Raw genomic sequence first — 26,516 nt, 5'->3', positions numbered from 1 at the left:
TGTTTGGTAATTTTACAGCCATAATTGTCAACTTCATTATGATTTTCTTAAGGAATCCTATTATTCTTACTTTATTAAGAATTATTCAAATTATATGACGCTTTTTTAACAATTTTTTTATTAAATAATTTAACAATTGGCCGGAGCATTGTTTTATTTCTGTACTATATCTTAAAGTTTTAATAAAATATGTTTGGATTATTAACATGAAATTTGGATTTTCGCAGTTAGCTAATTCAAATAATCAAAAAATGAGAACAAATTTAAATGGAATCTTGACGCTACTATTGGCGTTTGTTGTGCATTTATCCTTTGCGCAAGACAAAACGATTTCGGGTACGGTTACCGATTTTGAAGGTTTGCCCCTGCCAGGGGTGAACATCGTTGTTGAAGGTACAACAACGGGTACCCAAACCGATTTCGATGGTAATTACGCCATCTCTGCAAGTGAAGGCCAGGCATTGCTCTTCACTTACATCGGACAAAGAGATGTAAGAATTGTAGTTGGTGCTTCGAATACCATAGACGTGCAGATGGAAGAAGATGCACAGGCACTTGAAGAGGTTGTAGTAACTGCCCAGGGTATCGAGAGAGAGGAAAGATCCTTAGGTTATGCGGTATCAACCGTAGATGAAGGGTCAATTGAATCAAGACCGGAAGCAGACATAGGTCGGGTACTGCAAGGAAAAGTAGCCGGGGTAAATATCACCGCCAGTAATGGCCTTTCAGGTTCAGGTACGAACATAATTATCAGAGGTTACACATCTGTAACCCAATCTAACCAGCCACTTTTTGTTGTGGATGGGGTGCCAATTGATTCAGGAACCAATAACCAGGGATCCATCTTAGATGGTAATACGGCTTCAAGTAGGTTCTTAGATTTGGATCCAAATACAATTAAGGAAGTAAACGTCCTTAAAGGTTTAAGTGCAACTGTCCTTTATGGTAACAGAGGTAGGAACGGGGTAATCCTTATAACTACTAAAAGTTCCACCACAGGCGATGCTCCCAGCAAAATGGAAGTTAGCGTAAGTACTTCAGCCTTTATTTCTGACGCAATTCTACCTAAATACCAGGATAACTACGGAGGTGGTTTCCACCAGGGATTTGGTTTCTTCTTCAGTAACTGGGGTCCAAGGTTTGACAGGACAGATGATGATGGTGTATCTCTGGCCGGACAATTTTTAGGTAACCCATCTGGTTTTGCACAATTAAGCAGTCCTTTGAATTTCCTGGCAGACCAATCATTGGTAGCTGGTTATGAAGATATTGCAGCGCAACCTTATTTATATAGACCTTACAATGGAGTTGAAGAATTCTTTAGAACCGGTTATGTTACAAGTACCTCAATTAACTTAAGAGGGGGTAATGAAAATGCCAGCTTTAACTTCAACTACGGCAGAACAGAAGATCAGGGTATCACTCCTGGAAACCGGGTTTTAAGAAATAACTTTTCTTTAGGTGGTAATGCAAGACTAAATAACAAGTTTACCATTCAGGGTTCTTTCCAGTTTATCAAAACAGACTTCAACTCGCCACCGGTAGCCCCATCTTTGGGAAGTGGAGCTGCCTTTAACGGAGGGTCTGTTTTTGGAGATGTTCTGTACACACCCCGGTCGGTTGATTTATCAGGCCTTCCTTTTCAGGCGGCAGATGGAAGAAGCATGTATTACCGTTCCGGTAACGACATTCAAAATCCTTACTGGACAGTTGCAAACGTTAAAACAAGCCAGGATACAGACCGTTTTATCGGGAACACTTCCATTGGTTATGAGATCAACGACTTTATGAACTTGTCCTATAGAATTGGTTTAGATACCTATACGGAATTTAACAAATACGGGCAAAACAAAGGAGGAGTAGACGGGCAGCCTTTGGGGCTTTTAAGAACCCGCGCTGTTAGAAATACTATCTGGAACCATGATATAATTTTTTCGGCAGATAAGAATTTAACAGAGAACTTAAATTTAAAAGCTATTGCCGGTTTAAATGCCAGACGTGATGTTTTCAACTCTGATGGGCTCGAAAGCCAGGGGCAATTGGTATTCGGGGTATTGGAACACTTTAACTTTACCACGCCATCTGCTCAAAACTCTTTTGTTAGAACAGGTAATGCCAATCTGGCACAAACTTTTGAAGAAAACCTTATAGGAGCATATTTGGATTTGACCTTTAGCTATGAGGATTGGATCTATGTAAACGTGGTTGGTAGAAATGACTGGTCTTCTACTTTAGAAACAGGGAATAATTCTTTATTCTATCCCGGAGCCAGTGTTTCTTTTGTACCCACCTCAATTTTTGATGGGATTCAGGGGGATGCACTTAACTATATGAAATTTCGCTTTGGATATGGATCTTCTGCAGGTTTCCCAACACCTTATAATACCAGAAATGTATTGGGCTTAAATTCTCGTGCTCTGGTTGATCTTAATGGAAATGTTGTTTCCTCTAACTCGGTCGATAATTCCCTGGGGAATCCAAATTTACAACCGGAAAGAGTGGCAGAAATAGAATTAGGAATAGATACCAGACTCTTCAATATCTGGAATTTAAACGTGAGTGTGTTTGATAAGAAAACTACCGATTTAATTACTAACAGACCATTAGATAGCTCGACCGGTTTTACAGGTACAACAGTAAATATCGGAGAAATTAAATCTAAAGGTATCGAAGTAGATACGAATATTGATATTCTAAAAGAATATGAAAATGGAGTAGGATTTAATATTGCAGCTAACTTTACCGCCATAGAAACTACCGTAACAGACCTGGCAGAAGGAACAAACAATATCCTTCTTACTGATGCTATTGCCGGAGAAGCAGCTAACTATGCTGTGGAAGGCAGGCCATTTGGTGTATTTTTAGGAACATCAACACTTCAGGATGAAAACGGGAATGATTTGATAAATGATGCAGGTAGATACATAATAGATAATAATATTAAGGAAATTGGAGATCCAAACCCGGACTGGAACACAGCTGTTATTCCTACTATTTCTTATAAGAATTTTTCACTGTCGGCTAACTTTCAATACCGCCATGGTGGGGATATCTATTCTAACACAGCCACAGCTCTCATTGGTCGTGGCGTAGTAGATGATAACAACCCAATTCAAAGAGAAGCTCAATACGTCCTTCCTGGTATCAGCCAGGCAACCGGACTACCAAACCAAACGGCCATTAGTGCTACGCAACTTGGTTTTGACGTATACTTTGCAGATGGTAATAATACTTTTACCGTATATGATGGAAGTACGTTTAGAATTCAGGAAGCTTCCTTAACTTATGCTTTACCTTCTAAGACATTAGATCAGACTCCATTTGGAAGTTTGTCTTTCACTTTATCAGGTCAAAACCTTTGGTTTAAAGCGATTAATATGCCATCTGATGTAAACTATGACACAAACTCTTCTAGTACGGGTGTTGGTAATGGTCAGGGGATTGACTTCTTTACGGGACCTTCTTCAAGAAGATACGGATTTACGATAAGAGCTTCCTTTTAATAGATAAGAGAAATGAAAAATATAACGAATATTATGAAAAACAGGTTTAAGTTTATTGGTTTGGCATTTATTGCCACATCAATGTTACTAATAAATGGATGCGAAACCACTGAACTGAATGTTCAGCCGAATCCTAACTTTTTAAGCCCGGAGCAATCGGATATTGATTTTTTCCTGAATTCCATTCAGATAAGATTAGCTAATTTGCATTCAGGAACCGAAGGTCGTGGTGAAAATGGATGGGCACAGTTTGGAATGGAACCCGTAAGAATGCAACACGGTTTTGGTCCTACTTACCGGGAATTTTATGATCCGGGAGATTTTGACCAGATTTGGGATGATATGTATTCAGAATTACTGATCGATATCAGAACAATGACTCCTTTAGCGGAAGAATCAGAATTGTTTACACATGTGGCAATTGGACAGATTATAGAAGCTTATGCCATGATGAACATGGTAGATTTATTTGGAGATGTTCCTTACTCCGAAGCCGCCAGAGGTGTGGAGGGAATTTTTAATCCGGCTGTTGACTCAGGCGCAGATATTTATGCAGCATTAGATGCCCTTTTGCAGGATGCTGTTGCTAATCTTCAAAAAGCCGAATTGACCCTTCCATCCAATGACTTATATTATGGAGGAGATGAAAGTAAATGGATCAAAGCTGCTAACACTATGAGATTGCGTTTGGCCGTCCAGAGCAGGTTGGTAAGTCCGGCTGCGTCTGCAGCTACCATCAATAGTATTGTTAGTGGCGGTCAGTTTATCGCTTCCTCTGAAGATGATCTTCAATTCCAGTGGGGTACAAGTAACGCAGCACCGGATAGCAGACATCCTTATTTTGATGCTTTATATGACGGTCAGGGACCAAGTTCAGATTATTACACCTGTAATTACTTTATGAATTTAATGGCGAATCAGTATAGTGCTATTGACCCGCGTATTCGCTACTATATGTACAGACAACAAAGTAATTATGACGGGGCTGATAATATTACCAAAGAATGTATAAATGAACCACTAGTGCCTAGTTGGTGGACAGGTTTTAATTACTATTGCATAGTACCCGCACCTAATGGATATGGCGGTCTTTGGGGAAGAAACCACATGGATCCTGATGGTATTCCACCAGATGACGCTTTTAGAACCATCCATGGTGTATATCCTATAGGGGGTCCTTTTGATGCAGAAGATTTCAGAAATGTGTCTGGTTCTACTGCGGTTAGCGAAGGTTTGGCCGGAGCAGGTATTTCTCCTATGCTTTTGGCTGCCAATACACATTTAATGTTAGCAGAAGCTGCTCTTGAGCTTGGAACCGCCGGAGATGCCAGAACTTATTTGGAAACGGGTGTCAGAGAATCTATGAACAAAGTTGCAGCCTTTGGAGCTCCAGTGGCAACCGGAACTGGTTTGGAAGCTACTCCTGTACTTATTGATGCCCATATTGCGAGGATATTAGCCGCTTATGATGATGCTGACAATACTGGAAAACTGCGAATCATAGCGGAGCAGGTTTTTATTGCTTCCTGGTGTGATGGAATGAGTGCGTATAACACCTATAGAAGAACAGGACAGCCAGATAATTTAAGCCCTGCTACTTTAGTTGAGAATCCCGGTAACTTTCTGAGATCCATGTGGTATCCACAAACGGCTTCAGATAACAATACCAATATTACACAGAAGGCAAATCCGGATACTGCAGTATTCTGGGATACCAACCCTCCTGGTTTTGTAAATTAAAATATCTATAAAAAATGAAAAATATGAAAAATATAAATAAAATCATTTTAGGGATTCTTGCCGTTGCCTTAACAATTGCATCCTGTGAAAGAGATGAAGACAAGAATCCACTTAGTGTTAATTTGGATGAAGCCAACAAGGCGGCTTTTGTCCGTACGGTTGTTAATCAATATCTTTATCTTGTAGAAGATATTAAGGATGCTTCTTTTGAAGCAACCGTAGATGTACCGGTTGACAATGTTGCCCAGTATGATCTAAGCTTTACTTTAAGAAGTGGTAGTGGTGAGTATGATACTATTCCATTAATTACTATTACCGAATTTCCGACAAGTATCTCATATACTTATGCGGAACTATGTGATTTAATAGGGATTAGTATCGATGATATAGGTGGTGGAGATTTTTTCCAATTTATAGGTACTTGTATTGGAAAGGACGGGAGGTTTTGGACAGCTAGTAATTTTACGGGAGATATTACCGGGCAACTAGCACAGCGCAATGGCTTTGCTTTTGGTGTATTAGTTGATTGTGCGCCTATTACGGATGTTGAAACCGGAGGGACCTGGTTGGTTGAAATGCAAGATAGTTTTGGTGATGGTTGGAATGGTGCAACCTTAGTCTTTAGTATTGACGGGGCAACAACAGCCTACACAATTTCAGCAGATCAAGGAGCTGAAGCAACACATGAACCGGAAGTGCCTTCAGGTGCTGTATTAGAGATCTTTTATACCAATGGAGAATTTGATTCAGAAAATACTTTCCAACTTTATTCACCGGACGGTGAATTTTACGGCGACTACGGTCCTAGTCCCGGAAAATGTGTTAACTAATTTAATAACTTAGTCTGGAAGTGTCTGATTATCAAGATACTTCCAGATATATATCTTTAAAAAGCTATATTTCGATTATTTATATAATTGATTTATAGCTTTTTTACTTTGTTAATGAAGAAGTGTCTGAAATTAAAGTACCTGGATATTAAATATTAAACCTTCTGTACTATTTCATTTCAGAACTGCCTCTATCCGCTGAATAAGTGAAAACAGTCCTTATAAATGGTCAGTATTTATCTATCTTTAAGGCATGCAAAAAACCTCCCGGATTTACGGTATAAGAGCTGTTATTGAAGCTATTAATTCTAAAAGCACCATAGATAAAATTTTTATTCAAAAAGGTCTTGGCGGAAGTCTTTACAAAGAATTAGAATCCCTGATCCGTGAAAATGGGATAAGTTTCTCCTATGTGCCCATAGAAAAACTTAACAGGCTTACCAGAAATAACCACCAGGGGGTAATTGCCAATATCTCGCCTATTGAGTTTTACGAGTTCGAAACATTAGTTGAAGAAGTACTGGAAAAGAAGGAAGCGCCTTTATTTCTCCTTTTAGACCAACTCTCTGATGTTAGAAACTTTGGCGCCATAATACGAACTGCTGAATGTACCGGCGTCGATGGCATAGTCATTCAAAAAAAAGGTGCAGCACCTGTAACGGAAGATACCATAAAAACATCGGCCGGAGCGGCTTTTAAGGTCCCTATAGCCAAAATAGATCATCTGAAAGACGCCGTTTTTTATTTACAGTCGTCAGGAATTCAGGTAATTGCCGCTACAGAAAAAACGGAACACAGTATTTACGATATAAATTTTAAGGTGCCCTGCGCCATTATTATGGGCTCTGAAGATTCAGGCATATCACCATCAATATTAAAAACCGTAGACCATAAGGCCAAATTGCCTCTTTTAGGTGAAATAGCCTCCCTTAATGTATCAGTAGCCTGCGCGGTTTTTTTATATGAAGCCGTAAGACAAAGAACCACTTAATTCAATTGCCAGGGTCATTGGTTTTATCCTTCCTGAAATGATATTTTATTTTATAAGTCCTTTCCTGTGCTTCTAAATCTTCGTTTTTACTTTCAATGAAATTACCATGCTCATCAAAGTGCTTTAAAAATTCATCCTCCTCTTCATTGTAATTTTCCAACTCCCAGGCATATTTTTTCACAGCTGGTATTTTTGCCTTTACAAATACTGCAAGGAGCAATCCGGTAACAAATCCGGACAAATGGCCTTCCCAGGAAATATCGTCCTTTAATGGAAATATAAACCACAATAAACTTCCGTATATAAATACAACCATTAATGAAAGTGCTACCAGCCTGTAATGTTTGGTAAAGATTCCTTTAAAAAAAATAAAGCTGGCCAATACATAGATCAAACCGCTGGCGCCAATATGATAAGACGGCCTTCCTATAACCCAGGTTAATAATCCCGAAAATAGCACACCCCACAGCAGGACTTTGAAGGAGACACTTCTATAAAAATAGACCAAAGAAGCAGTTAGAATGGCAATTGGTATGGTGTTATTGTATAGATGCTCAATGGAGCCGTGTAAAAAAGGACTAAAAAACACGCCTCTTAATCCTTTCAGAGTTCTCGGAAACACCCCATATTGATTCAAATTTATCTGAAATCGAACCTCCACCCAAAAAACAGTCCAGATCAACAGCATTGCTATCATGGGAACAAGAAGCACTCTATTGGAAAATTTAAAATAGTTATCCTCAGACATAAGATTAAGTTATATTATATTTCTCAATTTATTGGCCATAAATACAAAACATGATAAATTGTCAGGGCAATATTTAAATTATAAATTAAGGTGCCCTGGAATAAATTAAGATATCGTACAAGGTAAAAACGTATTTATTACATTTATCATATGAATGAGCCACTTGCCGAGCGCGTACGCCCAAAAACACTTGAAGACTATATTAGTCAGCATCATTTAGTTGGTGCAGATGGTTCTTTAACAACCCAGATAAAAAAAGGCAGTATCCCATCCCTGATTCTTTGGGGGCCCCCTGGCACGGGAAAAACTACCCTGGCACATATTATAGCAAATGAAAGCGAACGGCCCTTTTATACATTAAGTGCTATAAACAGTGGCGTTAAGGATATCAGGGAAGTAATAGAAAAAGCCAAACAAAGTGGTGGTTTATTTACTTCGAAAAATCCAATACTTTTTATTGATGAGATACATCGGTTTAGCAAATCACAGCAGGATTCTTTACTGGGAGCCGTTGAAAAGGGCTGGATAACACTTATTGGGGCAACAACGGAAAATCCAAGTTTTGAAGTTATTCCTGCACTCCTGTCGCGTTGCCAGGTTTATATCCTCAAATCTTTTGGAAAGGAGGATTTGGAAGCATTGTTGCAAAGGGCTATGGCTCAAGATATAATGTTAAAGTCGAAAAATATTACGCTTAAAGAAACAGAAGCTCTTTTGCGTCTATCTGGAGGGGATGGCAGAAAATTACTTAATATATTCGAACTGGTGGTCTCCTCTGAAGATAAAAAGGATATCATTATAACAGATAAACTCGTAATCCAAAAGGTCCAGAAAAACACTGTTTTATATGATAAAACGGGAGAACAACATTACGATATTGTTTCGGCCTTTATAAAATCTATTCGTGGCAGTGATCCCAATGGGGCAGTTTACTGGCTTGCCAGAATGATTGAAGCTGGTGAAGATGTTAAGTTTATAGCGCGACGTTTATTAATATCGGCTTCTGAAGATATTGGCATGGCCAACCCTACTGCATTGGTTATCGCCAATTCTACTTTTCAGGCGGTTAGTACTATTGGATATCCCGAGGCCCGGATACTGCTAAGCCAATGCACAATTTATCTGGCAACTTCTCCAAAAAGCAATGCAAGTTATTTGGCTATCAAAAAAGCACAGGAGTATGTTAAGGATACAGGAGACCTTTCTGTTCCATTGCCTTTGAGGAATGCACCCACCAAGTTAATGAAAGAACTGGGTTATGGTGAGAACTATAAATATGCCCACGACTTTGAGGATAATTTTACGGAACAGGAATTCTTGCCTGATCAAATAAAAGGGACTTCCTTTTATATCCCGGGAAATAATAAAAGAGAAAATGCCCTCAAGGAATTTCTTAAAAAGCTATGGAAAGATAAATACTAGAATTTTATTGCAATTTCTTCTATTTGCAATTGGTCCGAAACATAATATTCAAAATACCATTGGTTTGCGCGTTTATAAACTACGCCATTTCCTTTTTCATTGACTCCTATATAAACCTCCGGCATGGATGTATTGTATATTTTTAAACGAATTTTTGGGGTACTGTCCACTAGTTGGTATCCATTCGGAATTTCCTGGGCATACAATACATAGGAATCTGAAGTCTTGGAAATAGCACCCGTGCTTACTGCAGCTGCGGCTGCATTTTCGATGACGCCCGATTTTGCCTTCGGGGCTATTTCGGGTTGGGCTAAATTCTCCTCAACAGCATTTTTGGTTTGCCCGCCCCTATTTGCTGATGGCTCTTTTTTAACTTTTGCATCAGCTACGACTGCTGCGGTGGTGGCACTTTTGGTCGCCGCGGGATTATACTTGTAGGCCAGAGAATTAATCGATGCAAAAGCCATTTCAATGGCTTCCTTATAACTGGATATGTAATCTTTTTCCTTGCTCCTGCCTTCCAGACTTGTATAAACTATATTGGAATTACAATCCTCAAGAATAATGGATGCTTTAGTAACGAACATACTGGTTTTATGATCCAATTGTACCAGGAGCCCAAGACATCTATTGGAATTTAAGTCCGATGGCAGGTCATCTTCATAATAAGTTTCAAATCCCTTATTTGTAAAAAGATATTTTAACAGCGTGCTGGTCTTGTATTGATTTTCATCTTTAAAGCCCTTAAAAGTTTTTGGCACAATAATGTATTTATAGTCATTCAGTTGGGCCTGGAGTCCTATTGAAAATGTAAAAACCAGAAACAGGCAGGAAAATAAATTCTTCATTTAGAATATAGTTCAGTTTCTCTCCCAAGATATAATATTTAATCCTAATTGAAAAGAAGCATAATTGCTATCGGCTATATTACCGTATGAGAATAGATTATCTCCCATGATATAGAAGTTAACCGGGCCTGCCTGGAGACTCATGCCTAAACCTACGTTTGTGGGGGTAAACTTATCAACGGTATACGTTGCTTTTAAAGTCAGGACTTTGGCAAATCTTCTTTGATAAAATGCGGTCAGGGCAAACTGCGGGCCACGGGGTCTGTTTATGGCATACAATTGCGCGCCTACACTATTCAGATAATATAAAGATCTGTCTCCGCTATTGGGTTTATAATCACAATCGCAATCCGCAACAGGCTCTCCCTGCTTGCCAAAATTATAGCGAATGGAGGAATAAAATTTTATGGGCCTGAAGCTTACATAATTGTTATTGTTCTCTTCAAATGGAACCAGCTCTTCAATTTCATTCACAAGATCTTCCCAAACATCAGCATTCGGATCATTAAGGGCATCCGGCAAAATAATTTCAACCCCCTCAATACTTGCACTACCTTTAAGCGTGTAATTTGTTACATCAGAAGTATGGTACAATAATCCGATATCCAACAAGCTTCCTGTAATAACGGTTTGATCATTGAGATTATACGTAACCCCCAAATCGAATCCGAGGCCGGGATCACCACCAAAAAGGCCTCTTTTTGTGAATAAACCTGCTACACTACTACCATTATCATTGGCATCTAAAAGGGCATCCAGTCCGGAAGTTCTTAATCGCATATCCGAAACCAGGGTATTCCTCAGCAAATTGTTCTCACCCAGGGTAGTCTCGAAATAACCACTATTATTTGTAGACTTAATATCCAGGATACCCGAATACAACTTAATTCGAGCTCCTAAAGTGAGATTATTTTTAATTTGTCTGTTAATTCCAAAATGCAGGACATTAATAAATTGCCCACTGGCATTAAGATCATTTAGATCAAATCTTTGCCCCAGCCTGTCAGCATTGCCTTCATAAGCTAAAATTGCCAGATCTTTTGGCCAATAATTTAGTGCATATCCTTCAATATACATTCCAAATGAAAAGAAATTGGCCGGGTTTTTTTGACTTCGAAAACCACCGTTAAGTACATCAACCTGGAATATTCCATTTACCTCATCACGTTCACTCAAAGAATTCAGTGCCCGATCTCTAACTTTCTGGTTAATATCGAGTCCATCAGCAGCAAAAATATCGTTTACGGTAAGTCCGCTTGTTGCTCCTTTTGCATATATCCCTGATATAAAAGGGATTCCGGCATACCAGTTATAAATAGTATTTATCCCGGGGTTAACCATTATTGCCTGAGGAATCTCCTGAAAATCGTACAGCACCTCCTTATTTTGCGCAAAGGAGGTCATGTACCCCAAAAGCAGGATACTTAATAAGCCTAACGTCCTTATCATTGTAAAAGGATCCTGAATTTTGCGCTGGACCTTAAGAAAACTGTGGGGTTTGGTAAAGAAGACACACTGGTATTATCCCCTAAATTTGTGGTACTTACCCTAATGGCTGATGTATTTCTAATAATATCGAGACTTCTACCCGCTGGCCCATAAGCAATTTCTCTCGTTAATATTGCAGTGGGGGCTGCATTGAGCATAAAATTTTCGGAATCTAATGTATTACCTGCCTCATCCAAGAACTCGAAAGTTATATCGAGAGGTTTGCTTGTAGTATTTTCAAGTTCATAAGTAATAACTCCATCGAGAATATTATCAGCAACAAATTCTTCGTTAAACGCATCGAAATTAAATGTCTGGGAATAAAAATAGGTTCCGGGATCCTGATTTATTAAATCCTCTGGGGTCTCAACATAAAGAATACTGGCTTCAGCTGTCGGAGTAATGTCAAGATCATCTAATTGATCAAAATCCTGTTTTTCGGCGCAGGAACTAAAGATTCCTGTGCAAAAAAGAATTGCAAGTATAGATTTCGGGATATATTTCATTGCTTTATACCAGTTTTAAAATGGTTAATTATATACTTTTACCACCTAAATAGGTATTGCCTCCTATATTATTCTCCCCTATATAACTCTATAAATAGTTTTTTATTTCACGTAAATCATGAATCATAACACAATGTTCATGTTTAGGGTCATTATGAGCATTGAAATGCAAAGCATGAAATCCTACGGCCTTCGCTCCCAGTATATCAGCTTCAATATTATCCCCCACCATTAATGACCTGTCAGCCCTGGCATTGGCCTTATGAAGGGCAAGTTCAAAAATTTCGGGATTTGGCTTTTTTACTCCTGCCATTTCAGAATTAATAACCTGGTTGAAATATCCGGATATATTTGAGTTCACCAATTTTCTGGTCTGGACTTCTTCAAATCCGTTGGTAATAATATGAAGTTTGTATTTGGGCTTTAAATAATCTAATATTTCAACAGTATTCGGTAAAAGGTTATTATAAGCCGCCAGGTTTGTAATATAGGCAGCAGATAGAATATCTATAACTTCATCATTGATCTCGTATCCAATAGAATCAAATGCTGTTTTTAACCTTTGGTAACGCAATTCCGTCTTATTAATTTTATTTTCGCGATATAACTTCCAAAATGCGAGATTCAATGGCACATATACCTCCAGGAATTTGGAGAGGCTAACCTCAATTTCAGCTTCGTGAAATATTTTTTGGAATGTCAATGCAGAATTTCTTTCAAAATCCCAAAGTGTATGATCCAAATCAAAAAATATATCTGAAATACTTTGACTATACATGATACTTTTGAATTACTTTATGGTATAAACTTAGCCAGTTAATTTCCTGATCTCCTCCTAATAATTCATTTGAGAAAATGGTTATAAAGTGACCATTAACTTTTTTAACCTGATCATAATAAGTCTGAATTTTTTTTAGTGCTTCTTCTTCCGAATAGGAATTAAGCAATGCATAGTCGTGAACAGCGAAGGGGTGAATTTTTATTGGTTGTTTTTCTTCCATTGCAATATCGTAGAAGTTAAAAGACGTACATGTGCCGGCTCTAAATCCCATTTCATGGGTATATCCCATAGTGTAATCATCTGTGAATTCTGCTTCAACAAGGTTTCTGTAGGTATAAGGAATATCCACCCTGTTATATCGCATCCTGGAATTATTTATTGGCCTGTTTACAACATTTGACAATCTTTTTTTCTCTTCTTTTAATAATTCTATATTCTTAAAAGAACTATAGGACGCCGCCAGAGATACCATACTATAGTCTGCCACAGACTTAATCAGGTATTTGAAATTATTGTTTTCGGGTGAAACATTTTTATCATAGGTTGAATAATTGGCGAACTGAAAAAAGAATATACTTTTCACTTTATATTTCTTGTGCATTTCTATAAGGCTGTCGTAGTTATTATAAGGATCTTTTCTGATTTTTAGCCAAACAGAAGTGCGCTGTGCCACGCGTTTCAATTTAAAGGTCCCCAAGTCATACAACAATCCAGCTATGCCCCTCATGGGTCCTCTGTGTGCATAACAATGCGATGAAGTAACATCAATAATAGAAGTATATTGAAACTTTCGATTTTTAACATTTATGTCCGGAAAACGTTCTTTGAGCTTTTCAAGAAAGCTGTATGCCCAAATATCTACCACAGGTAATTGCAAAAAATTATTTTTATATGCAATACTTTCAGAGGGCGGGAATCTGCCATGTATGTCTTTTAAGTATGGTAAATATTCTTCGTATCTGGTTAAAAGATAAAAACTTGCCGAAAAAATATCGTAGGGAATGGCACTAGGGTCAGTTGTCCTGAAAAAACAAGGTGTACCTTCCCAATCCTGAACATTTATTTCCAAATCATTTATTCCATGTACAAATAACAAATCATTACTTCTAACAAAAAACTCATTCTGCAAAGGCTGTTTACTATAAGTAATCTTAGGGCCGGTATGTTTTATAAAATCTTCAACCTTTGTAGTAAAAATGATATCTATCCCAAGTATCCTTGTGAAAATCTGCTTCATAGTGTAACTGAAACGCGAAGTAATTTTATGGGTATATATCAGAAGCATATCTATATCAAATTATTATCTGCAAAGCTATAGTAATTGTTTTGGGTAATAATTACGTGATCCAGCACCCTGATATCCAGGGCTTCCGAAGCTTTTTGAAGTTTTTTTGTAATTTTTTTATCAGCCTCACTGGGTTTAAGTGTTCCCGACGGGTGATTGTGTGCTAATACTAGGGACACCGCACCAAATTCCAGTGCTTGTTTCATGACTAAGCGAATGTCTACCAATGTGCCGGTAATACCCCCCTTACTCAACTGAGCTTTATGAATAACCTTATTTGAGTTATTTAAGTAAACAATCCAGAACTCCTCATGTGGAAGGTCAGCAATAAGGGGCTGCAAAAGGTTGAAAACTGCCTTACTCCCTGAGATCTGTGCCTTCGAGACGGCCTTCTCATTTTGCCTCCTTCTCCCTATCTCCATAGCTGCTGCAATTGATACCGCTTTGGCCTCGCCAATACCTTTAAATTTCATTAATTGTTTTAAGGATACCCTGCCTAATTCGTTCAGGTTATTATTTGCTGAAGATAAAATCCTTTTGGAAAGAGCTACGGCAGTTTCATTTTTTGTCCCCGAACCAATCAAAATTGCAATAAGTTCTGCATTAGAAAGAGCTGCACGCCCCTTTTGCACCAATTTCTCCCTTGGTTTGTCATCGTCAGACCAATCCTTAATGGAAAAAGAAGAAGGTTTTTGTTGCATGCCCTAAAGATAATCAACAAAAAAAATTATTGTAAATTTCAATCATAAATTCCTAAGTATGAATTCATGAAATCCATTTTTGATGAAGTTACCTATAAAGAAGTTCTGGAACGTTTTAATAAGCTAAATGCGGAATCCGTTGGTTTGTGGGGTAAAATGAGTGTTGGGCAAATGCTGTGGCATTGCCAGATATTCATAAAGGCTGCAATTAAAAATAAAAAACCTGACAAACGGGGAAATCCAATTATCAGCTGGTTCTTTAAAAAGTCTATGTACAACGATAAGCCCTGGCGAAAAAATTTACCTACTACACCTTTTGCCAAGGCAAAAGAAGAAAAAGACTTTGAGGTAGAATATAAAAAGTTACAGGAATTAATAAAGGAACTATATGGTCTTCGTGACAGAAAAGAATGGAATGCACATCCCATTTTTGGAGATTTTACACCGGAGCAATGGGGCAAACTGGAATACAAGCATTTAGATCATCATTTGAGGCAATTTGGAGTTTAAAAGATCTGCTTTTAGAAGTGTAATATTGATATGGCAGTCTTAGATATTTTCAATCCTATTTACGATCTCATTCAAATCAAGCCCACCATAGTCTCCGGAGCTCATAAATAGAATTACGCTATTAGCAACATCCTGATCAAAAAGAAATTCTTTAAAGGCAGCACTATTGGTAAAGACATGAAGCTCTTCCTGCTGAAAGGCCCGCCCTATCTGTTGCTTTGTTATTTCGTCCAAACCCTTTATTTTTAAAGATTCTGGTATATAAAACACTGCGGATACATCTGCTTTGTTCAAAGACCCTCTATATTCCTTTAAAAACCCCGCATTTAGGCTGCTATACGTATGTAATTCTAAACAGGCTATTAGTTTTCGATCCGGGAATTGCTCCTTTACCGCCCGGGTGGTTGCCGCCACTTTACTCGGAGAATGCGCATAATCTTTGAAGATTTTCGTACTTCCGCTTTCGCCGATCTTTTCCAGGCGCTTTGATGCACCTTTAAATGAAGAAATTGCTTCATAAAAATCTTCTTCATCCACACCCATATTCTGGCAAATCCACTTTGCTCCTGCCAGATTATTCAAATTATGACGTCCGAAAATATTCAGTGGCAAAGGGCCTTCCTCTGTATTTATAAAAGTCTGCCCGTCCTCAACAAAAAAATCCGGAGTCGTATAGGGAAGTTTACGTATTGAATTCAGCGAAGCTTCAACAATACTTTTTACATTTACATCTTCCTCATTATATGTAATGCTTCCCCCCTTAACTATACTATCTATAAAAATTTTAAATTGTTCGAGATAATTTTCGAAAGTCGGAAATACGTTTACATGATCCCAGGCTATACCACTTAACAAGGCAATATTAGGTTTGTACAGGTGAAATTTAGGCCGCCTGTCTATAGGAGAAGAAAGGTATTCATCTCCTTCCAAAACTATAAAATCATTTTCATCCGTGAGATGTACCATCCTGTCAAACCCCTCTAATTGAGCCCCTACCATATAATCAACGGCCTTTCCATGATAATTCATTACATGAAGGATCATGGAAGTAATAGTGGTCTTGCCATGACTACCTCCAATAACAACACGTGTTTTGTGTTTAGATTGTTCGTAAAGGAATTCCGGATAGGAATAGATTTTCAGACCAAGCTGTTTTGCTTTAATCAATTCCGGGTTATCGGCTTTGGCATGCATACCAAGAATTACTGCATCCAAAGAAGCATTTATTTTATCGGGAAACCAACCAAACTCAGAAGGGAGGATTCCCTGTTTAGCCAACCGGCTTTTAGAAGGTTCAAATATTACATCATCACTTCCGGTAACAATATATCCTTTGTGATGCAAAGCCAGGGCCAGATTATGCATGGCACTGCCTCCAATAGCTATAAAATGAATTTGCATTCTTCCTTTTTATCCACCTCAAAGATAGTCATTGAAAAGTGCAACTCAAATCATAATTTCCTCAGAATCTTTCTATCTTAGTAAGATTCTTTATTTGAAAACATTGAAACCTAAAATTAACATACATGAAACGGCTTTTGTGACCGCGTCTTTTCGAATGGGTGATGTTGCCCTAAGCAAGGACAGCTATGCTTATTTGTGGTCCGAAAGGATCATAGAGGCACATGCTAAAAGCTACAGCAAGGCTGTTTCTTCCTATGAACCTTATGCACACTGTTTACGCAACCGCTATTTTTATGACACCATAAACAAACTCATGGCTCAAAACAACATTGAAGTTCTTATCAATTTTGGTTGCGGCTTCAGCATGTATCCATATTTATTGGATAATTCGCTCCACTATATCGAAATTGACAAAGCGGATGTTGTTATACACAAGAAGGAAATGACAAGCAAATGGGAAAAGGAAGGAAAATTGCCCGCAAGAAACATCAGCTATCTGGAAGCAGATTTTAACCTTGTATCCCAGGATGAACTTTTTGAGCAGATAATGGCACTTAAGAATGGAAAAAAATCTTTTATCCTGCTGGAAGGGGTGCTCTTCTTTTTGGGTAAAGACGACACAAAAAAGCTTTTCGAACTCTTTGGCAAACTTCAGGAACCTGATGAATATTTAGGCAGTGTCTCCTTTTTACCGCAATTGGAAAAACAATTGGTCTTTAAAAAACTGATCGATTATGTTGAAGAAAACCTTGAAAAAAATGAGCGATTCCAATACCAAACGGTTCCTAATGAATTTTATATAAACCTTAAAGGCTATGAATTAATAGACCATCAGGATACGCTTAGCCTTTCAGCCCATTATGATCCCAAACGGCACTTACCTAAAGAAGAGGTCCTCAATGAACATATGTATCTATTAAAAAAAACCAGTATCCAATGAAATTAGCATTATCAGATATTGAAACGAAAGAAATTATGCCCGGTTACCATGGTAAAATGATCCATGGCGAGAACATGACACTGGCCTTCTGGGAAGTGGAAAAGGGAGCGGCGGTTCCGGAACATTCTCATATTAACGAACAGATTATGCACGTATTGGAAGGTGATTTTGAGTTTAAGGTGGCAGGCATCACTAAAATTTACCGACCCGGCGAATTAGTTATTATACCCCCCAATATTCCACATAGTGGCAAGGCACTGACACCTTGCAAGCTAATGGACATTTTTAGTCCGGTCAGGGAAGCATATAAATAGAAAAGATTATGCAAATCAGTTTAAAAGGAAAAAGGGCCTTAGTGGGAGGCAGCAGCCGTGGTATTGGCAAAGCTATTGCCGAGCAGTTAGCGGCAAGTGGTGCCGGCGTTACACTTATGGCCAGAAGTGAAGACCAACTAAAATCTATCGCAGCCAGCCTTACACCTAATAGCGGCTCTCCCCACGATTATTTGGTTGTCGATTTTACAGATTTTGATAATTACCAAAATATAATATCAAAATACTTTGAAGATCACAAGGTAGACATACTTGTAAACAATACACAGGGGCCGGCTCCTGGCAATGCACTGGAGAAGAACATCTCAGATTATCAGGAGGCCTTTGACCTGCTGTTTAAATCTGTTGTCTACACTACGCAACTGGCTTTAAAAAACATGATGCAAAATAAATGGGGGCGAATAATTAACGTAGCTTCTATATCTGTTAAGGAGCCCCTGGGCTATTTGGCTCTTTCAAATTCTATCCGGGCAGCTGTGGTTACATGGGCAAAATCACTGGCCACTGATGTTGCCGAAGATAAAATTACGGTAAACAATATTTTAACAGGATACTTTGACACTGAACGAATTTCAGATTTAAACAAAAAGAAAGCGGAGCAAATGGGGATCTCCGTCGACAAGGTTCGCCAGGCTATGGAAGATCAGGTGCCTGTGAAACGAATTGGTGATCCGCAAGAATATGGCTATTTAGTTACTTTTCTGGCTTCCGATAAAGCTTCCTATATCACAGGAACAAATATTCCAATAGATGGCGGTTTGCTAAAATCTCTATAATCAGTGTTAATTCCTGAATCAAATTGTCATTCTAACTATTCAAGGCCAGAATCCGCTGTTTTTCTTCCTCAGCTCTTTTAAAACCGTTTTTTTTGTCCAAAGCCCTGTTTATCCAACGTAAAGAATTCTTTTTGTTTCCTTTTTTACGATATAAAATGGCCATCCTGTAATAGGCCCATTCCAGTGGGACCCCATCTTTAACTGAATGATTCTCAATATAGCTGGTCATATATTTTATTCCCTGATCCAGCCGGAGTCCATATTCACTGCAAACCTTACCCAGCTGATAATTCAATTGATTTCTTTCAAACTCTATATAAGTATTCGCCAATGCCAATGCCTTTAAATAATTTGTCCTTGCATCAGCTGGCTCATTGTCATATTCATATACATAACCAAGTGCCAAAAGACCATCTAAGGTTGAAATTTGTTTTAGTTGCTTAGATAGTTCATACGCTTTGGCATAACTCCCTCCAACTATTCCGGGCAATGATACATAAAGGTCAATTAGCGCCCAGTGCGCCGGAATATGTAAAGGATCAAGAATCAGGGCCTTTTTAAGGCTCGATTTAATTCGCCTGATAAGCGTAAGTCCAACAAAAGGATTGCTGTTTTGAGCTTTTTTTGCCAAAACACCTCCGTACTTAAAAAAATAAGCAGGGCTATTATCTACTAAAGTGGTAAGACCACTATAAATCTCGATGGCCTTGTCCCATTCTTCCTGATACGCATATGTTTCGCCTAATTTGTCTAATAAAACCGGATTGGAATAGAGGTTGGGTTGTTTCAATAATAATTCACTGGCGCGTTTGTAATTCCCCGCATCTATCCAAAAGTCTAGATCAGAAGTAACTAGTTGCGCATTCAAGGCAATAGTATTCGTTAAAATTATGAGGAATATGATTAGTCTCACTCTATCTATCCATTTTACGCTCCTATTAGGTCGTAACCGGATTGTAATCCTTAAAGGTGTTGGAAAGTCTGATTGATACTTTTGCTTCCGAGTCGATTTTTAAAGTTTGGGTGCAGCATAATATCACGGTTTTTTATTTTTTATTTTTCTTTATTGATGGTGGATACCTGGAAAACACTTTTGCAACAATTTCTTGAAGCTTTTTTTCTCTGGCACCCGGGGAACTATTCTCATCAAAATTACTTAAGCTTATTGCCTGCCAGAACAACGCGTCCTTTTGGCTGTCCACCAGGTCAAAAATTATTTCCCGTTCCAGATTGGAGCCTCCAAGGGGAAGCCCTACAGATACACCTCCACCAACATTACCACTTGTACCGCCTATTCCGACCCCTACATTACTATTACTAGGTGTAACAAATGAGCTGCTTTGAATATTGATATAAAAGTCTGGTTCCTCGGATAATAAAATTCCACGCATTTGCATGGTTGAATCAATTGCATTAAAAAGTCGCCTTGAATCCAAATCACTTAGACCAGTCTGCATCTCAGGATAATAATTATAGGTATTATAATTGGTAAAATCTACCGAATTATCGAAATCATAGTTTACCCGCACCGTGGTGCAAGAAATTGCGCATAGAACAATCAATATGATCAGTACGCTTCTCATAAGCGATTTTTTATAAAAATAAAGAAAAAAAACAGGGAAGCCTGATATCGTATTGTTTATTCGTTTAAGAGCAGCCATAGCTTATCTTTAAGCTCATCCAGACCCATTTCCGATACAGAAGAGATAAATATATATGGGGTCTCCTTTAAATCCTTATCCAATTCTATTTTCATTTCCCCAATTAACTCATCATCCAGCATATCTGACTTGGAGATGGCTACCAATCTGTTTTTATCTAATAGTTCCGGATTATACTTTCTTAGTTCATTTAAGAGAATTTCATACTCCTGGCTAATATCTGTGCTATCAGCAGGTATTAAAAACAAGAGGATAGAATTGCGTTCAATATGACGTAAAAAATAATGTCCCAAACCTTTACCTTCGGCAGCCCCCTCAATTATACCTGGAATATCTGCCATGACGAAACTCCTGAAATCCCTGTATTTCACTATTCCAAGGTTTGGTTTTAGTGTGGTAAATTCGTAATCCGCTATTTTAGGTTTTGCAGAAGTCATTACAGAAAGCAATGTAGATTTTCCCGCATTTGGAAATCCTACCAGACCAACATCTGCCAGCACTTTAAGTTCCAGAGTCAATTCCTTATCCTGTCCGGGAATACCGGGTTGTGCATACCTTGGTGTTTGGTTGGTCGGGGTTTTAAAATGCCAATTTCCACGACCTCCTTTACCTCCTTCTGCGGCAATTTTTTCTTCCCCGTGTTCCGTAATTTCAAAAAGAACGTCATTCGTATCCGAATCGCGAACCACAGTACCCAATGGCACGTCTAAAATCACGTCCGTTCCATCGGCTCCTGTACTCCGGTTTTTGCTTCCATGCTCGCCGTGCCCAGCCTTAAAGTGACGTTTATATTTGAACCCCAGAAGTGTCCAAAGGTTTTCATTACCACGAATAATAATATGTCCGCCTCTGCCACCATCACCTCCATCCGGCCCGCCTTTTGGCACATATTTCTCCCTGTGTAAATGCGCAGATCCTTTGCCCCCATTCCCTGAGGCAATATTTAGCTTTACATAATCTACAAAATTCCCTTCGGTCATCGCTCAATTTGCATTTATTAGTAGTGGAATAATAGTTGGGGATATTAAAGTGTTGTCAGGATCATCCCTCGACCTGTATGGCATTTATTACGTTACCCAGGCGTTCTGTAATTTCGTCTATAGCCCCAATACCATTTACACTATGGAATTTACCCTGAGTCTCATAATATTCTTTGAGAGGCGCTGTTTTTTGATTGTATTCTTCAAAGCGATTTCTAATCTTATCCTCGTCCTGATCATCCGTTCTTCCGCTTATTTTGCCTCTTTCCAATAAACGTTGAATAAGTTCTTCATCATTTGCTTCCAAGGCAATTATTGCATCAATTTGCATTTCCTTGGAATCCATTAAGTTGTCCAGAGCTTTAGCCTGATCTACTGTTCTTGGAAAACCGTCAAAAATAAACCCATTAGCTTCGGGATGTTTCTCTACTTCATCCCTGAGCATCTTAATGGTAACCTCATCAGGAACCAAATCTCCCTTATCCATAAAGGTTTTCGCTAATTTTCCCAGTTCAGTATTATTCTTAATATTAAATCTGAATACATCTCCGGTGGAAATATGCAATAAATTATATTGATCCTTTAAAAAAGCAGCTTGCGTTCCCTTTCCTGCCCCCGGTTTTCCAAAAAGTACAAGATTAATCATATGGCTTTGGTTTAGTTGGTATACATCTCTTAAATTTCTTCCCTGTTCTTTATAATCCAGCCCATAACCCACAATAAACTTATTTGGAATTTCTATGCCTACATAGTCAATAGAATATTCCCCATTATAAATTTCTTTCTTAAAAAACAGGCTTGCTATTTTAAACTCCTTGACATTTGTCTTTGCAAATAAATGGACCAGTTCCTGCAGGGTCCTTCCGGTGTCAATAATGTCTTCCACAATAATCACACTTCTGCCTTCCAAATTTTCCGGAAGATCCAAAAGTGTTTCTACTATCCCAGTAGATATAAGGCCTCTGTATGAAGCCAATTTAACAAATGACACCTCACAGGGGTGTGGATAATTTTTCAGTAAATCGGAAATAAACATAAAGGCTCCGTTAAGAACCCCAACAAATATAGGTACCTCATCTTTGTAGTCCTTCACAATTTCTGCTGCAATTCTCTCAACTGCAAGTTGTATTTCTTCTTCCTTCAGAAATGGCTTGAACAATTTGTCGTGCAGCTTTATCAATGGTAGTGGTTTTATAGGATGGCAAAGATAGTATTTTGCTTTCTCTTTTTTAGGCTAAGGACCCCAGATTCTAACATTTAGGTGTATTTTTGTAGTCAGTTAAAATAATATGTAACACCTGAGAAAGTAAAACTTAATGAATTTCTTTTCTTCTGATTTTAAGCTCGGCATACTTGGAGGAGGTCAATTGGGTAAAATGCTTTTGTACGAAACAAGGAAGTTTGATATTTATACGAAAGTATTGGACGCATCGCCAGAGGCCCCTTGTAAAATAGCATGCAACGAATTTGTGGTAGGTGACTTAATGGATTTCGATGCAGTTTACAATTTTGGCAGAGGAGTAGATTTACTTACCATTGAAATTGAAAATGTAAATATAGAAGCCCTTGAAAAATTGGAAGAAATAGGCAAAAAAGTTTATCCATCTTCAAGGGTCCTTCGAATTATTCAAAATAAGGCAAAGCAGAAGTTATTTTATATTGACAACCAAATTCCTACGGCACCTTTTTCGAGATTTGCGTATACCAGTGAAATAAAAGATAGTGTTGCCCATGGTGGTATTGCATTTCCTTTTGTATGGAAAAGTGCCCAATTTGGCTATGACGGTCAGGGAGTAAAGATTATTCGCTCCCTTAAAGATCTTGAGGGACTTCCCAATGTTGAGTGTATCGCTGAGGATCTGATTCCATTTAAGAATGAACTGGCGGTAATAGTATCGCGAAATATACATGGCGAAGTAATGGATTACCCGGTAGTGGAAATGGAATTTCATCCCGAAGCCAATCAAGTGGAGTACGTCCTGTGCCCTGCCAGAATTAACAGCGACGTTGCTACAAAAGCCAGAAAGACAGCCTTAATGTTATCTGAAAAATTGCAACATATTGGCCTGCTGGCGGTGGAAATGTTTCAAACATCAGAAGATGAGATTTTGGTCAATGAGGTGGCGCCCAGACCCCATAATAGTGGTCATTACAGCATAGAAGGGAGTTATACCAATCAATTTGAACAGCATCTGAGGGCCATCCTGGGATTTCCTCTTGGAAGTTCAGATAGTAAAGTGGCAGGAGTAATGGTAAATTTGGTTGGAGAAGAAAATTTTACCGGCGAAGTCATATATGAAAATATAGAAGAAATATTTAAACTAAGTGGAGTTACACCGCATATATACGGTAAAAAAGAAACAAGACCATTCAGGAAAATGGGACATGTAACAATAATACACCAGGATATAAATGAGGCACGAAAAACAGCCGAAAAAGTAAAAAAGACTATCAAAGTAATTAGCAAATAATAAATATATGAGCAAAGTAGCAGTAATTATGGGTAGCTTAAGTGATCTTCCCGTCATGCAGGAGGCCATCGATATTTTAAAGGGATTTGATATTGAAGTAGAGGTGGACATAGTTTCTGCCCACAGAACCCCCGATAAATTATACGAGTTCAGCAAACACGCTCATAAAAATGGATTCGCCGTTATTATAGCGGGTGCGGGAGGTGCTGCCCACTTGCCGGGAATGGTAGCTTCACTTACCCCCCTGCCTGTAATAGGTGTACCGGTTAAAAGCACCAACTCCATAGATGGCTGGGATTCGGTCTTGTCAATTTTGCAAATGCCTGGAGGTGTTCCGGTAGCTACCGTTGCACTTAATGGCGCTAAAAATGCAGGTATTCTCGCAGCACAAATAATAGGCAGTGCTGACCAGTGTGTGTTAGATAAAATTATTTTCTATAAAGAAGGACTGAAAGACAAAGTAATTAAGGGTGCTCAGGAACTGAATAAATCCAAATAGAATACTAAAGAATTGTTGTCTTCCTTATTATAAATTTTCAGTTATAACAAAGCAATAAACGCCTGTCTGCAATGAATCCTTTATTAACTCCATTTGATACCGCTCCCTTCACAAAGATTAAAAGTGAACATTTTATGCCTGCATTTCTCCAGGCCATAGAAAATGCCCGCAAAGAAATAGATGACATAGCCAATTCTGAAGAAGAGCCCACATTTGAAAATACTATTGAAGCTTTAGAATTTTCAGGCCAGCAATTAGATCGAATAGCCAGTTTGTTTTTTAATTTAAATTCTGCCGAAACAAATGATAGCATCCAGGAGATTGCCAGGGAAATATCACCCTTGCTGTCTGAGTTTACTAATGATATAATTTTAAATGAAAAATTATTCAGAAAAGTGCAAAAGGTCTTTGAAAAAAAAGATACGTATTCCCTGACAGAAGAACAAAACACCTTACTAGATAAAAAGTATAAAAATTTTAGCAGAAATGGTGCTAACCTCCAGGAAGAAGAAAAAAAACGACTTAGGGAGATAGATGCATCACTTGCGACATTAAAATTAAAATTTGGTGAGAACATCTTAAAGGAAACCAATAAATACCAAATGCACCTTACCAATGAGGATGACCTTGAAGGACTTCCGGAAAGTGCAAAAGATGCTGCTGCGCAGTTAGCAAAAAATAAAGGAAAAAAAGGATGGCTTATTACTTTGGATTACCCAAGTTATATTCCATTTATGAAATATGCGCGCAACAGAGCACTTAGAAAAGAGTTGACAATCGCTTTTGGAAGCAGGGGTTTCCACAATGATGAATTGGACAATCAGGCCAATGTGATCAGAATAGCCAATCTGCGATATGAAAGAGCCCGTTTATTAGGCTATAAAAGTCATGCAGATTTCATCCTGGAAGAACGAATGGCCGAAACCCCCGAAAAGGTATATGATTTTTTAAAAGAAATGTTGTTAAAGGCAAAGCCTGCGGCAAAAGAGGAATTTAAGGAATTATCGGAATTTGCAAAAGAATTAGACGGAATTGAGCAGCTACAGACCTGGGACGGGTCCTATTATTCGGAAAAATTAAAGCAAAAACTCTTTAACCTTGACGATGAAAAGCTTAAGCCTTACTTTAAGCTGGAAAATGTTATCGAAGGTGTGTTTACCATCACCGAAAGGCTATACGGATTGTCGTTTGAAGAAGTAATTGATGTAGACAAGTATCATCCTGAGGTCAAAACCTATAGAATTTATGACCGCGACAAGAAATTTGTATCCTTGTTCTATGCTGATTTTCATCCCAGAGAGGGGAAAAGGGCCGGTGCCTGGATGACTTCTTTTAAGCCGCAGTACAAATTGAAAAACAAGAACGAAAGACCGCATATTTCCAACGTTTGCAATTTTACCAGATCTACTGAAAAGAAACCTTCACTGTTAACTTTCAATGAAGTTACAACGCTATTCCATGAGTTCGGGCACGCCCTCCATGGGATTCTTGCCGATACAAGTTATCCAAGCTTATCGGGTACTTCCGTATATTGGGATTTTGTTGAGTTACCCAGTCAAATTTTTGAAAACTGGTGCTATGAAAAGGAAGCCCTCGAACTATTTGCAAGGCACTATGAGACGGAAGAACCTATCCCTATGGCATACGTTGAAAGCATAAAAAAATCTGCAACATTTCAGGAGGGCATGGCCACAATGCGTCAACTAAGTTTTAGTTTCCTCGATATGTCATGGCATGCGTCTGACCCCTCTGGCATTTCAGACGTGAAGAAGCACGAGGTAAATGCTTTTAAGGACACTATGCTTTACCCAATTAACCCTGAGACCTGTATGAGCGTATCTTTTGCCCACATTTTTCAAGGCGGGTATTCCGCCGGCTATTACAGTTACAAATGGGCTGAAGTTTTAGATGCAGACGCCTTTGATTATTTTAAAGAAAAAGGAATTTTTAACAGGGAAGTAGCAGAAAAGTTCAGGAATCATATCCTTTCCAAAGGAGGAACTGAAAAACCAATGGTGCTCTACAAGCGCTTTAGAGGCAGGGAGCCTAAAATAGAAGCACTTTTAGAGCGCGCGGGATTATTGAAAAAGACGGCTTAGT

At 38.5% G+C, this 26,516-nt stretch carries 24 protein-coding genes; 12 read left to right on the top strand and 12 right to left on the bottom strand.

What is annotated here, in order from left to right; translation table 11 throughout:
- Nucleotides 1-206 precede the first annotated feature (206 nt).
- The 4 genes from G504_RS0100685 to rlmB all read left to right on the top strand — a co-directional run bounded on the left by G504_RS0100685 (nt 207) and on the right by rlmB (nt 7,064).
- Nucleotides 207-3,503, top strand: coding sequence for a SusC/RagA family TonB-linked outer membrane protein (locus G504_RS0100685; RefSeq protein WP_019668201.1), 3,297 nt, complete (start codon nt 207-209; stop codon nt 3,501-3,503).
- 12 nt (nt 3,504-3,515) lie between these two features.
- Nucleotides 3,516-5,243 (top strand): SusD/RagB family nutrient-binding outer membrane lipoprotein, encoded by a 1,728-nt coding sequence (locus tag G504_RS0100680; protein WP_019668200.1) that lies wholly within the window; start codon nt 3,516-3,518, stop codon nt 5,241-5,243.
- A 23-nt stretch (nt 5,244-5,266) separates the two neighbouring features.
- Nucleotides 5,267-6,073, top strand: coding sequence for a hypothetical protein (locus G504_RS0100675; RefSeq protein ID WP_157472973.1), 807 nt, complete (start codon nt 5,267-5,269; stop codon nt 6,071-6,073).
- A 253-nt stretch (nt 6,074-6,326) separates the two neighbouring features.
- Entirely contained in the window at nt 6,327-7,064 is a 738-nt protein-coding gene (gene rlmB / locus G504_RS0100670; RefSeq protein WP_019668198.1) for a 23S rRNA (guanosine(2251)-2'-O)-methyltransferase RlmB, read from the top strand.
- A gap of 1 nt (nt 7,065) precedes the next feature.
- Here the strand turns inward: rlmB and G504_RS0100665 are convergent, their stop codons facing one another.
- Nucleotides 7,066-7,812 carry a rhomboid family intramembrane serine protease gene (locus G504_RS0100665; protein ID WP_019668197.1) on the bottom strand — a complete coding sequence of 249 codons (747 nt, stop codon included), beginning with the start codon at nt 7,810-7,812 and terminating at the stop codon, nt 7,066-7,068.
- Between the two features lie 150 nt (nt 7,813-7,962).
- On the opposite strand from G504_RS0100665, the gene G504_RS0100660 reads away from it, so the two are divergent.
- Nucleotides 7,963-9,234: a replication-associated recombination protein A gene (locus G504_RS0100660; RefSeq protein ID WP_019668196.1), complete on the top strand. Its 1,272-nt coding sequence runs from the start codon at nt 7,963-7,965 to the stop codon at nt 9,232-9,234.
- Here the strand turns inward: G504_RS0100660 and G504_RS0100655 are convergent.
- From G504_RS0100655 to radC, 6 genes are all read right to left on the bottom strand, one after another.
- Nucleotides 9,231-10,082: a hypothetical protein gene (locus G504_RS0100655; protein WP_019668195.1), complete on the bottom strand. Its 852-nt coding sequence runs from the start codon at nt 10,080-10,082 to the stop codon at nt 9,231-9,233. The genes G504_RS0100660 and G504_RS0100655 overlap by 4 nt on opposite strands.
- Nucleotides 10,083-10,094: 12 nt before the next feature.
- Nucleotides 10,095-11,531 (bottom strand): DUF5723 family protein, encoded by a 1,437-nt coding sequence (locus G504_RS0100650; protein ID WP_019668194.1) that lies wholly within the window; start codon nt 11,529-11,531, stop codon nt 10,095-10,097.
- Complete coding sequence (locus G504_RS0100645; protein WP_019668193.1) at nt 11,528-12,076, bottom strand: hypothetical protein; 549 nt, start codon at nt 12,074-12,076, stop codon at nt 11,528-11,530. Before G504_RS0100645 ends, G504_RS0100650 begins: the two co-directional genes overlap by 4 nt.
- Nucleotides 12,077-12,164: 88 nt before the next feature.
- A complete protein-coding gene (locus tag G504_RS0100640; RefSeq protein WP_019668192.1) occupies nt 12,165-12,854 on the bottom strand; it encodes a YjjG family noncanonical pyrimidine nucleotidase in 690 nt (229 codons plus the stop codon).
- Nucleotides 12,847-14,142 carry a polysaccharide deacetylase family protein gene (locus G504_RS0100635; protein WP_019668191.1) on the bottom strand — a complete coding sequence of 432 codons (1,296 nt, stop codon included), beginning with the start codon at nt 14,140-14,142 and terminating at the stop codon, nt 12,847-12,849. Before G504_RS0100635 ends, G504_RS0100640 begins: the two co-directional genes overlap by 8 nt.
- Before the next feature lie 2 nt (nt 14,143-14,144).
- Nucleotides 14,145-14,843, bottom strand: coding sequence for a RadC family protein (radC, locus tag G504_RS0100630; protein ID WP_019668190.1), 699 nt, complete (start codon nt 14,841-14,843; stop codon nt 14,145-14,147).
- Nucleotides 14,844-14,909: 66 nt separating this feature from the next.
- On the opposite strand from radC, the gene G504_RS0100625 reads away from it, so the two are divergent.
- The gene (locus G504_RS0100625) at nt 14,910-15,353 is read left to right on the top strand and encodes a DUF1569 domain-containing protein (RefSeq protein WP_019668189.1); all 444 of its coding nucleotides are present in this window, start codon (nt 14,910-14,912) and stop codon (nt 15,351-15,353) included.
- A gap of 39 nt (nt 15,354-15,392) precedes the next feature.
- On the opposite strand, the gene G504_RS0100620 is transcribed toward G504_RS0100625, so the two are convergent.
- A complete protein-coding gene (locus tag G504_RS0100620; protein WP_019668188.1) occupies nt 15,393-16,754 on the bottom strand; it encodes a UDP-N-acetylmuramate--L-alanine ligase in 1,362 nt (453 codons plus the stop codon).
- A gap of 103 nt (nt 16,755-16,857) precedes the next feature.
- On the opposite strand from G504_RS0100620, the gene G504_RS0100615 reads away from it, so the two are divergent.
- From G504_RS0100615 to G504_RS0100605, 3 genes are read left to right on the top strand one after another with little or no spacing between them, the layout of a single operon-like run.
- Entirely contained in the window at nt 16,858-17,697 is an 840-nt protein-coding gene (locus G504_RS0100615) for a class I SAM-dependent methyltransferase (protein WP_040443740.1), read from the top strand.
- Nucleotides 17,694-18,011, top strand: a complete 318-nt coding sequence (locus G504_RS0100610; RefSeq protein ID WP_019668186.1) for a cupin domain-containing protein — start codon at nt 17,694-17,696, stop codon at nt 18,009-18,011. Before G504_RS0100615 ends, G504_RS0100610 begins: the two co-directional genes overlap by 4 nt.
- An 8-nt stretch (nt 18,012-18,019) precedes the next feature.
- Nucleotides 18,020-18,805 carry an SDR family oxidoreductase gene (locus G504_RS0100605; protein ID WP_019668185.1) on the top strand — a complete coding sequence of 262 codons (786 nt, stop codon included), beginning with the start codon at nt 18,020-18,022 and terminating at the stop codon, nt 18,803-18,805.
- A 31-nt stretch (nt 18,806-18,836) separates the two neighbouring features.
- Here G504_RS0100605 and G504_RS18115 read toward each other — a convergent pair whose 3' ends face one another.
- The 4 genes from G504_RS18115 to G504_RS19385 all read right to left on the bottom strand — a co-directional run bounded on the left by G504_RS18115 (nt 18,837) and on the right by G504_RS19385 (nt 22,626).
- Nucleotides 18,837-19,718: a tetratricopeptide repeat protein gene (locus G504_RS18115; RefSeq protein ID WP_169336891.1), complete on the bottom strand. Its 882-nt coding sequence runs from the start codon at nt 19,716-19,718 to the stop codon at nt 18,837-18,839.
- Nucleotides 19,719-19,851: 133 nt separating this feature from the next.
- Nucleotides 19,852-20,388: a DUF4136 domain-containing protein gene (locus G504_RS0100595; protein ID WP_019668183.1), complete on the bottom strand. Its 537-nt coding sequence runs from the start codon at nt 20,386-20,388 to the stop codon at nt 19,852-19,854.
- Between the two features lie 56 nt (nt 20,389-20,444).
- Entirely contained in the window at nt 20,445-21,446 is a 1,002-nt protein-coding gene (gene obgE / locus G504_RS0100590) for a GTPase ObgE (RefSeq protein WP_019668182.1), read from the bottom strand.
- 61 nt (nt 21,447-21,507) lie between these two features.
- Nucleotides 21,508-22,626, bottom strand: coding sequence for an adenylate kinase (locus G504_RS19385; RefSeq protein WP_019668181.1), 1,119 nt, complete (start codon nt 22,624-22,626; stop codon nt 21,508-21,510).
- Between the two features lie 136 nt (nt 22,627-22,762).
- Between G504_RS19385 and G504_RS0100580 the strand changes: the two genes are divergently transcribed.
- From G504_RS0100580 to G504_RS0100570, 3 genes are all read left to right on the top strand, one after another.
- The gene (locus tag G504_RS0100580) at nt 22,763-23,917 is read left to right on the top strand and encodes a 5-(carboxyamino)imidazole ribonucleotide synthase (RefSeq protein WP_019668180.1); all 1,155 of its coding nucleotides are present in this window, start codon (nt 22,763-22,765) and stop codon (nt 23,915-23,917) included.
- A gap of 7 nt (nt 23,918-23,924) precedes the next feature.
- On the top strand, nt 23,925-24,416 hold the full coding sequence (purE, locus tag G504_RS0100575) for a 5-(carboxyamino)imidazole ribonucleotide mutase (protein ID WP_019668179.1): 492 nt from the start codon (nt 23,925-23,927) through the stop codon (nt 24,414-24,416).
- Between the two features lie 71 nt (nt 24,417-24,487).
- Complete coding sequence (locus G504_RS0100570) at nt 24,488-26,515, top strand: M3 family metallopeptidase (RefSeq protein WP_019668178.1); 2,028 nt, start codon at nt 24,488-24,490, stop codon at nt 26,513-26,515.
- The last annotated feature ends 1 nt before the right edge of the window (nt 26,516 follow it).

Source organism: Eudoraea adriatica DSM 19308 (genome assembly GCF_000382125.1).
In the GTDB taxonomy this organism is placed as follows: Bacteria; Bacteroidota; Bacteroidia; order Flavobacteriales; family Flavobacteriaceae; genus Eudoraea; species Eudoraea adriatica.
This window is presented reverse-complemented; position numbering and strand designations above follow the sequence as displayed.

Bases quoted from the DNA above. Each gene is read 5' to 3' on its own strand.
- G504_RS0100685 (WP_019668201.1), top strand. From the start codon at position 207: ATGAAATTTGGATTTTCGCAGTTAGCTAATTCAAATAATCAAAAAATG.
- G504_RS0100680 (WP_019668200.1), top strand. From the start codon at position 3,516: ATGAAAAATATAACGAATATTATGAAAAACAGGTTTAAGTTTATTGGT.
- G504_RS0100675 (WP_157472973.1), top strand. From the start codon at position 5,267: ATGAAAAATATAAATAAAATCATTTTAGGGATTCTTGCCGTTGCCTTA.
- rlmB (WP_019668198.1), top strand. From the start codon at position 6,327: ATGCAAAAAACCTCCCGGATTTACGGTATAAGAGCTGTTATTGAAGCT.
- G504_RS0100665 (WP_019668197.1), bottom strand. From the start codon at position 7,812: ATGTCTGAGGATAACTATTTTAAATTTTCCAATAGAGTGCTTCTTGTT.
- G504_RS0100660 (WP_019668196.1), top strand. From the start codon at position 7,963: ATGAATGAGCCACTTGCCGAGCGCGTACGCCCAAAAACACTTGAAGAC.
- G504_RS0100655 (WP_019668195.1), bottom strand. From the start codon at position 10,082: ATGAAGAATTTATTTTCCTGCCTGTTTCTGGTTTTTACATTTTCAATA.
- G504_RS0100650 (WP_019668194.1), bottom strand. From the start codon at position 11,531: ATGATAAGGACGTTAGGCTTATTAAGTATCCTGCTTTTGGGGTACATG.
- G504_RS0100645 (WP_019668193.1), bottom strand. From the start codon at position 12,076: ATGAAATATATCCCGAAATCTATACTTGCAATTCTTTTTTGCACAGGA.
- G504_RS0100640 (WP_019668192.1), bottom strand. From the start codon at position 12,854: ATGTATAGTCAAAGTATTTCAGATATATTTTTTGATTTGGATCATACA.
- G504_RS0100635 (WP_019668191.1), bottom strand. From the start codon at position 14,142: ATGCTTCTGATATATACCCATAAAATTACTTCGCGTTTCAGTTACACT.
- radC (WP_019668190.1), bottom strand. From the start codon at position 14,843: ATGCAACAAAAACCTTCTTCTTTTTCCATTAAGGATTGGTCTGACGAT.
- G504_RS0100625 (WP_019668189.1), top strand. From the start codon at position 14,910: ATGAAATCCATTTTTGATGAAGTTACCTATAAAGAAGTTCTGGAACGT.
- G504_RS0100620 (WP_019668188.1), bottom strand. From the start codon at position 16,754: ATGCAAATTCATTTTATAGCTATTGGAGGCAGTGCCATGCATAATCTG.
- G504_RS0100610 (WP_019668186.1), top strand. From the start codon at position 17,694: ATGAAATTAGCATTATCAGATATTGAAACGAAAGAAATTATGCCCGGT.
- G504_RS0100605 (WP_019668185.1), top strand. From the start codon at position 18,020: ATGCAAATCAGTTTAAAAGGAAAAAGGGCCTTAGTGGGAGGCAGCAGC.
- G504_RS0100595 (WP_019668183.1), bottom strand. From the start codon at position 20,388: ATGAGAAGCGTACTGATCATATTGATTGTTCTATGCGCAATTTCTTGC.
- obgE (WP_019668182.1), bottom strand. From the start codon at position 21,446: ATGACCGAAGGGAATTTTGTAGATTATGTAAAGCTAAATATTGCCTCA.
- G504_RS0100580 (WP_019668180.1), top strand. From the start codon at position 22,763: ATGAATTTCTTTTCTTCTGATTTTAAGCTCGGCATACTTGGAGGAGGT.
- purE (WP_019668179.1), top strand. From the start codon at position 23,925: ATGAGCAAAGTAGCAGTAATTATGGGTAGCTTAAGTGATCTTCCCGTC.
- G504_RS0100570 (WP_019668178.1), top strand. From the start codon at position 24,488: ATGAATCCTTTATTAACTCCATTTGATACCGCTCCCTTCACAAAGATT.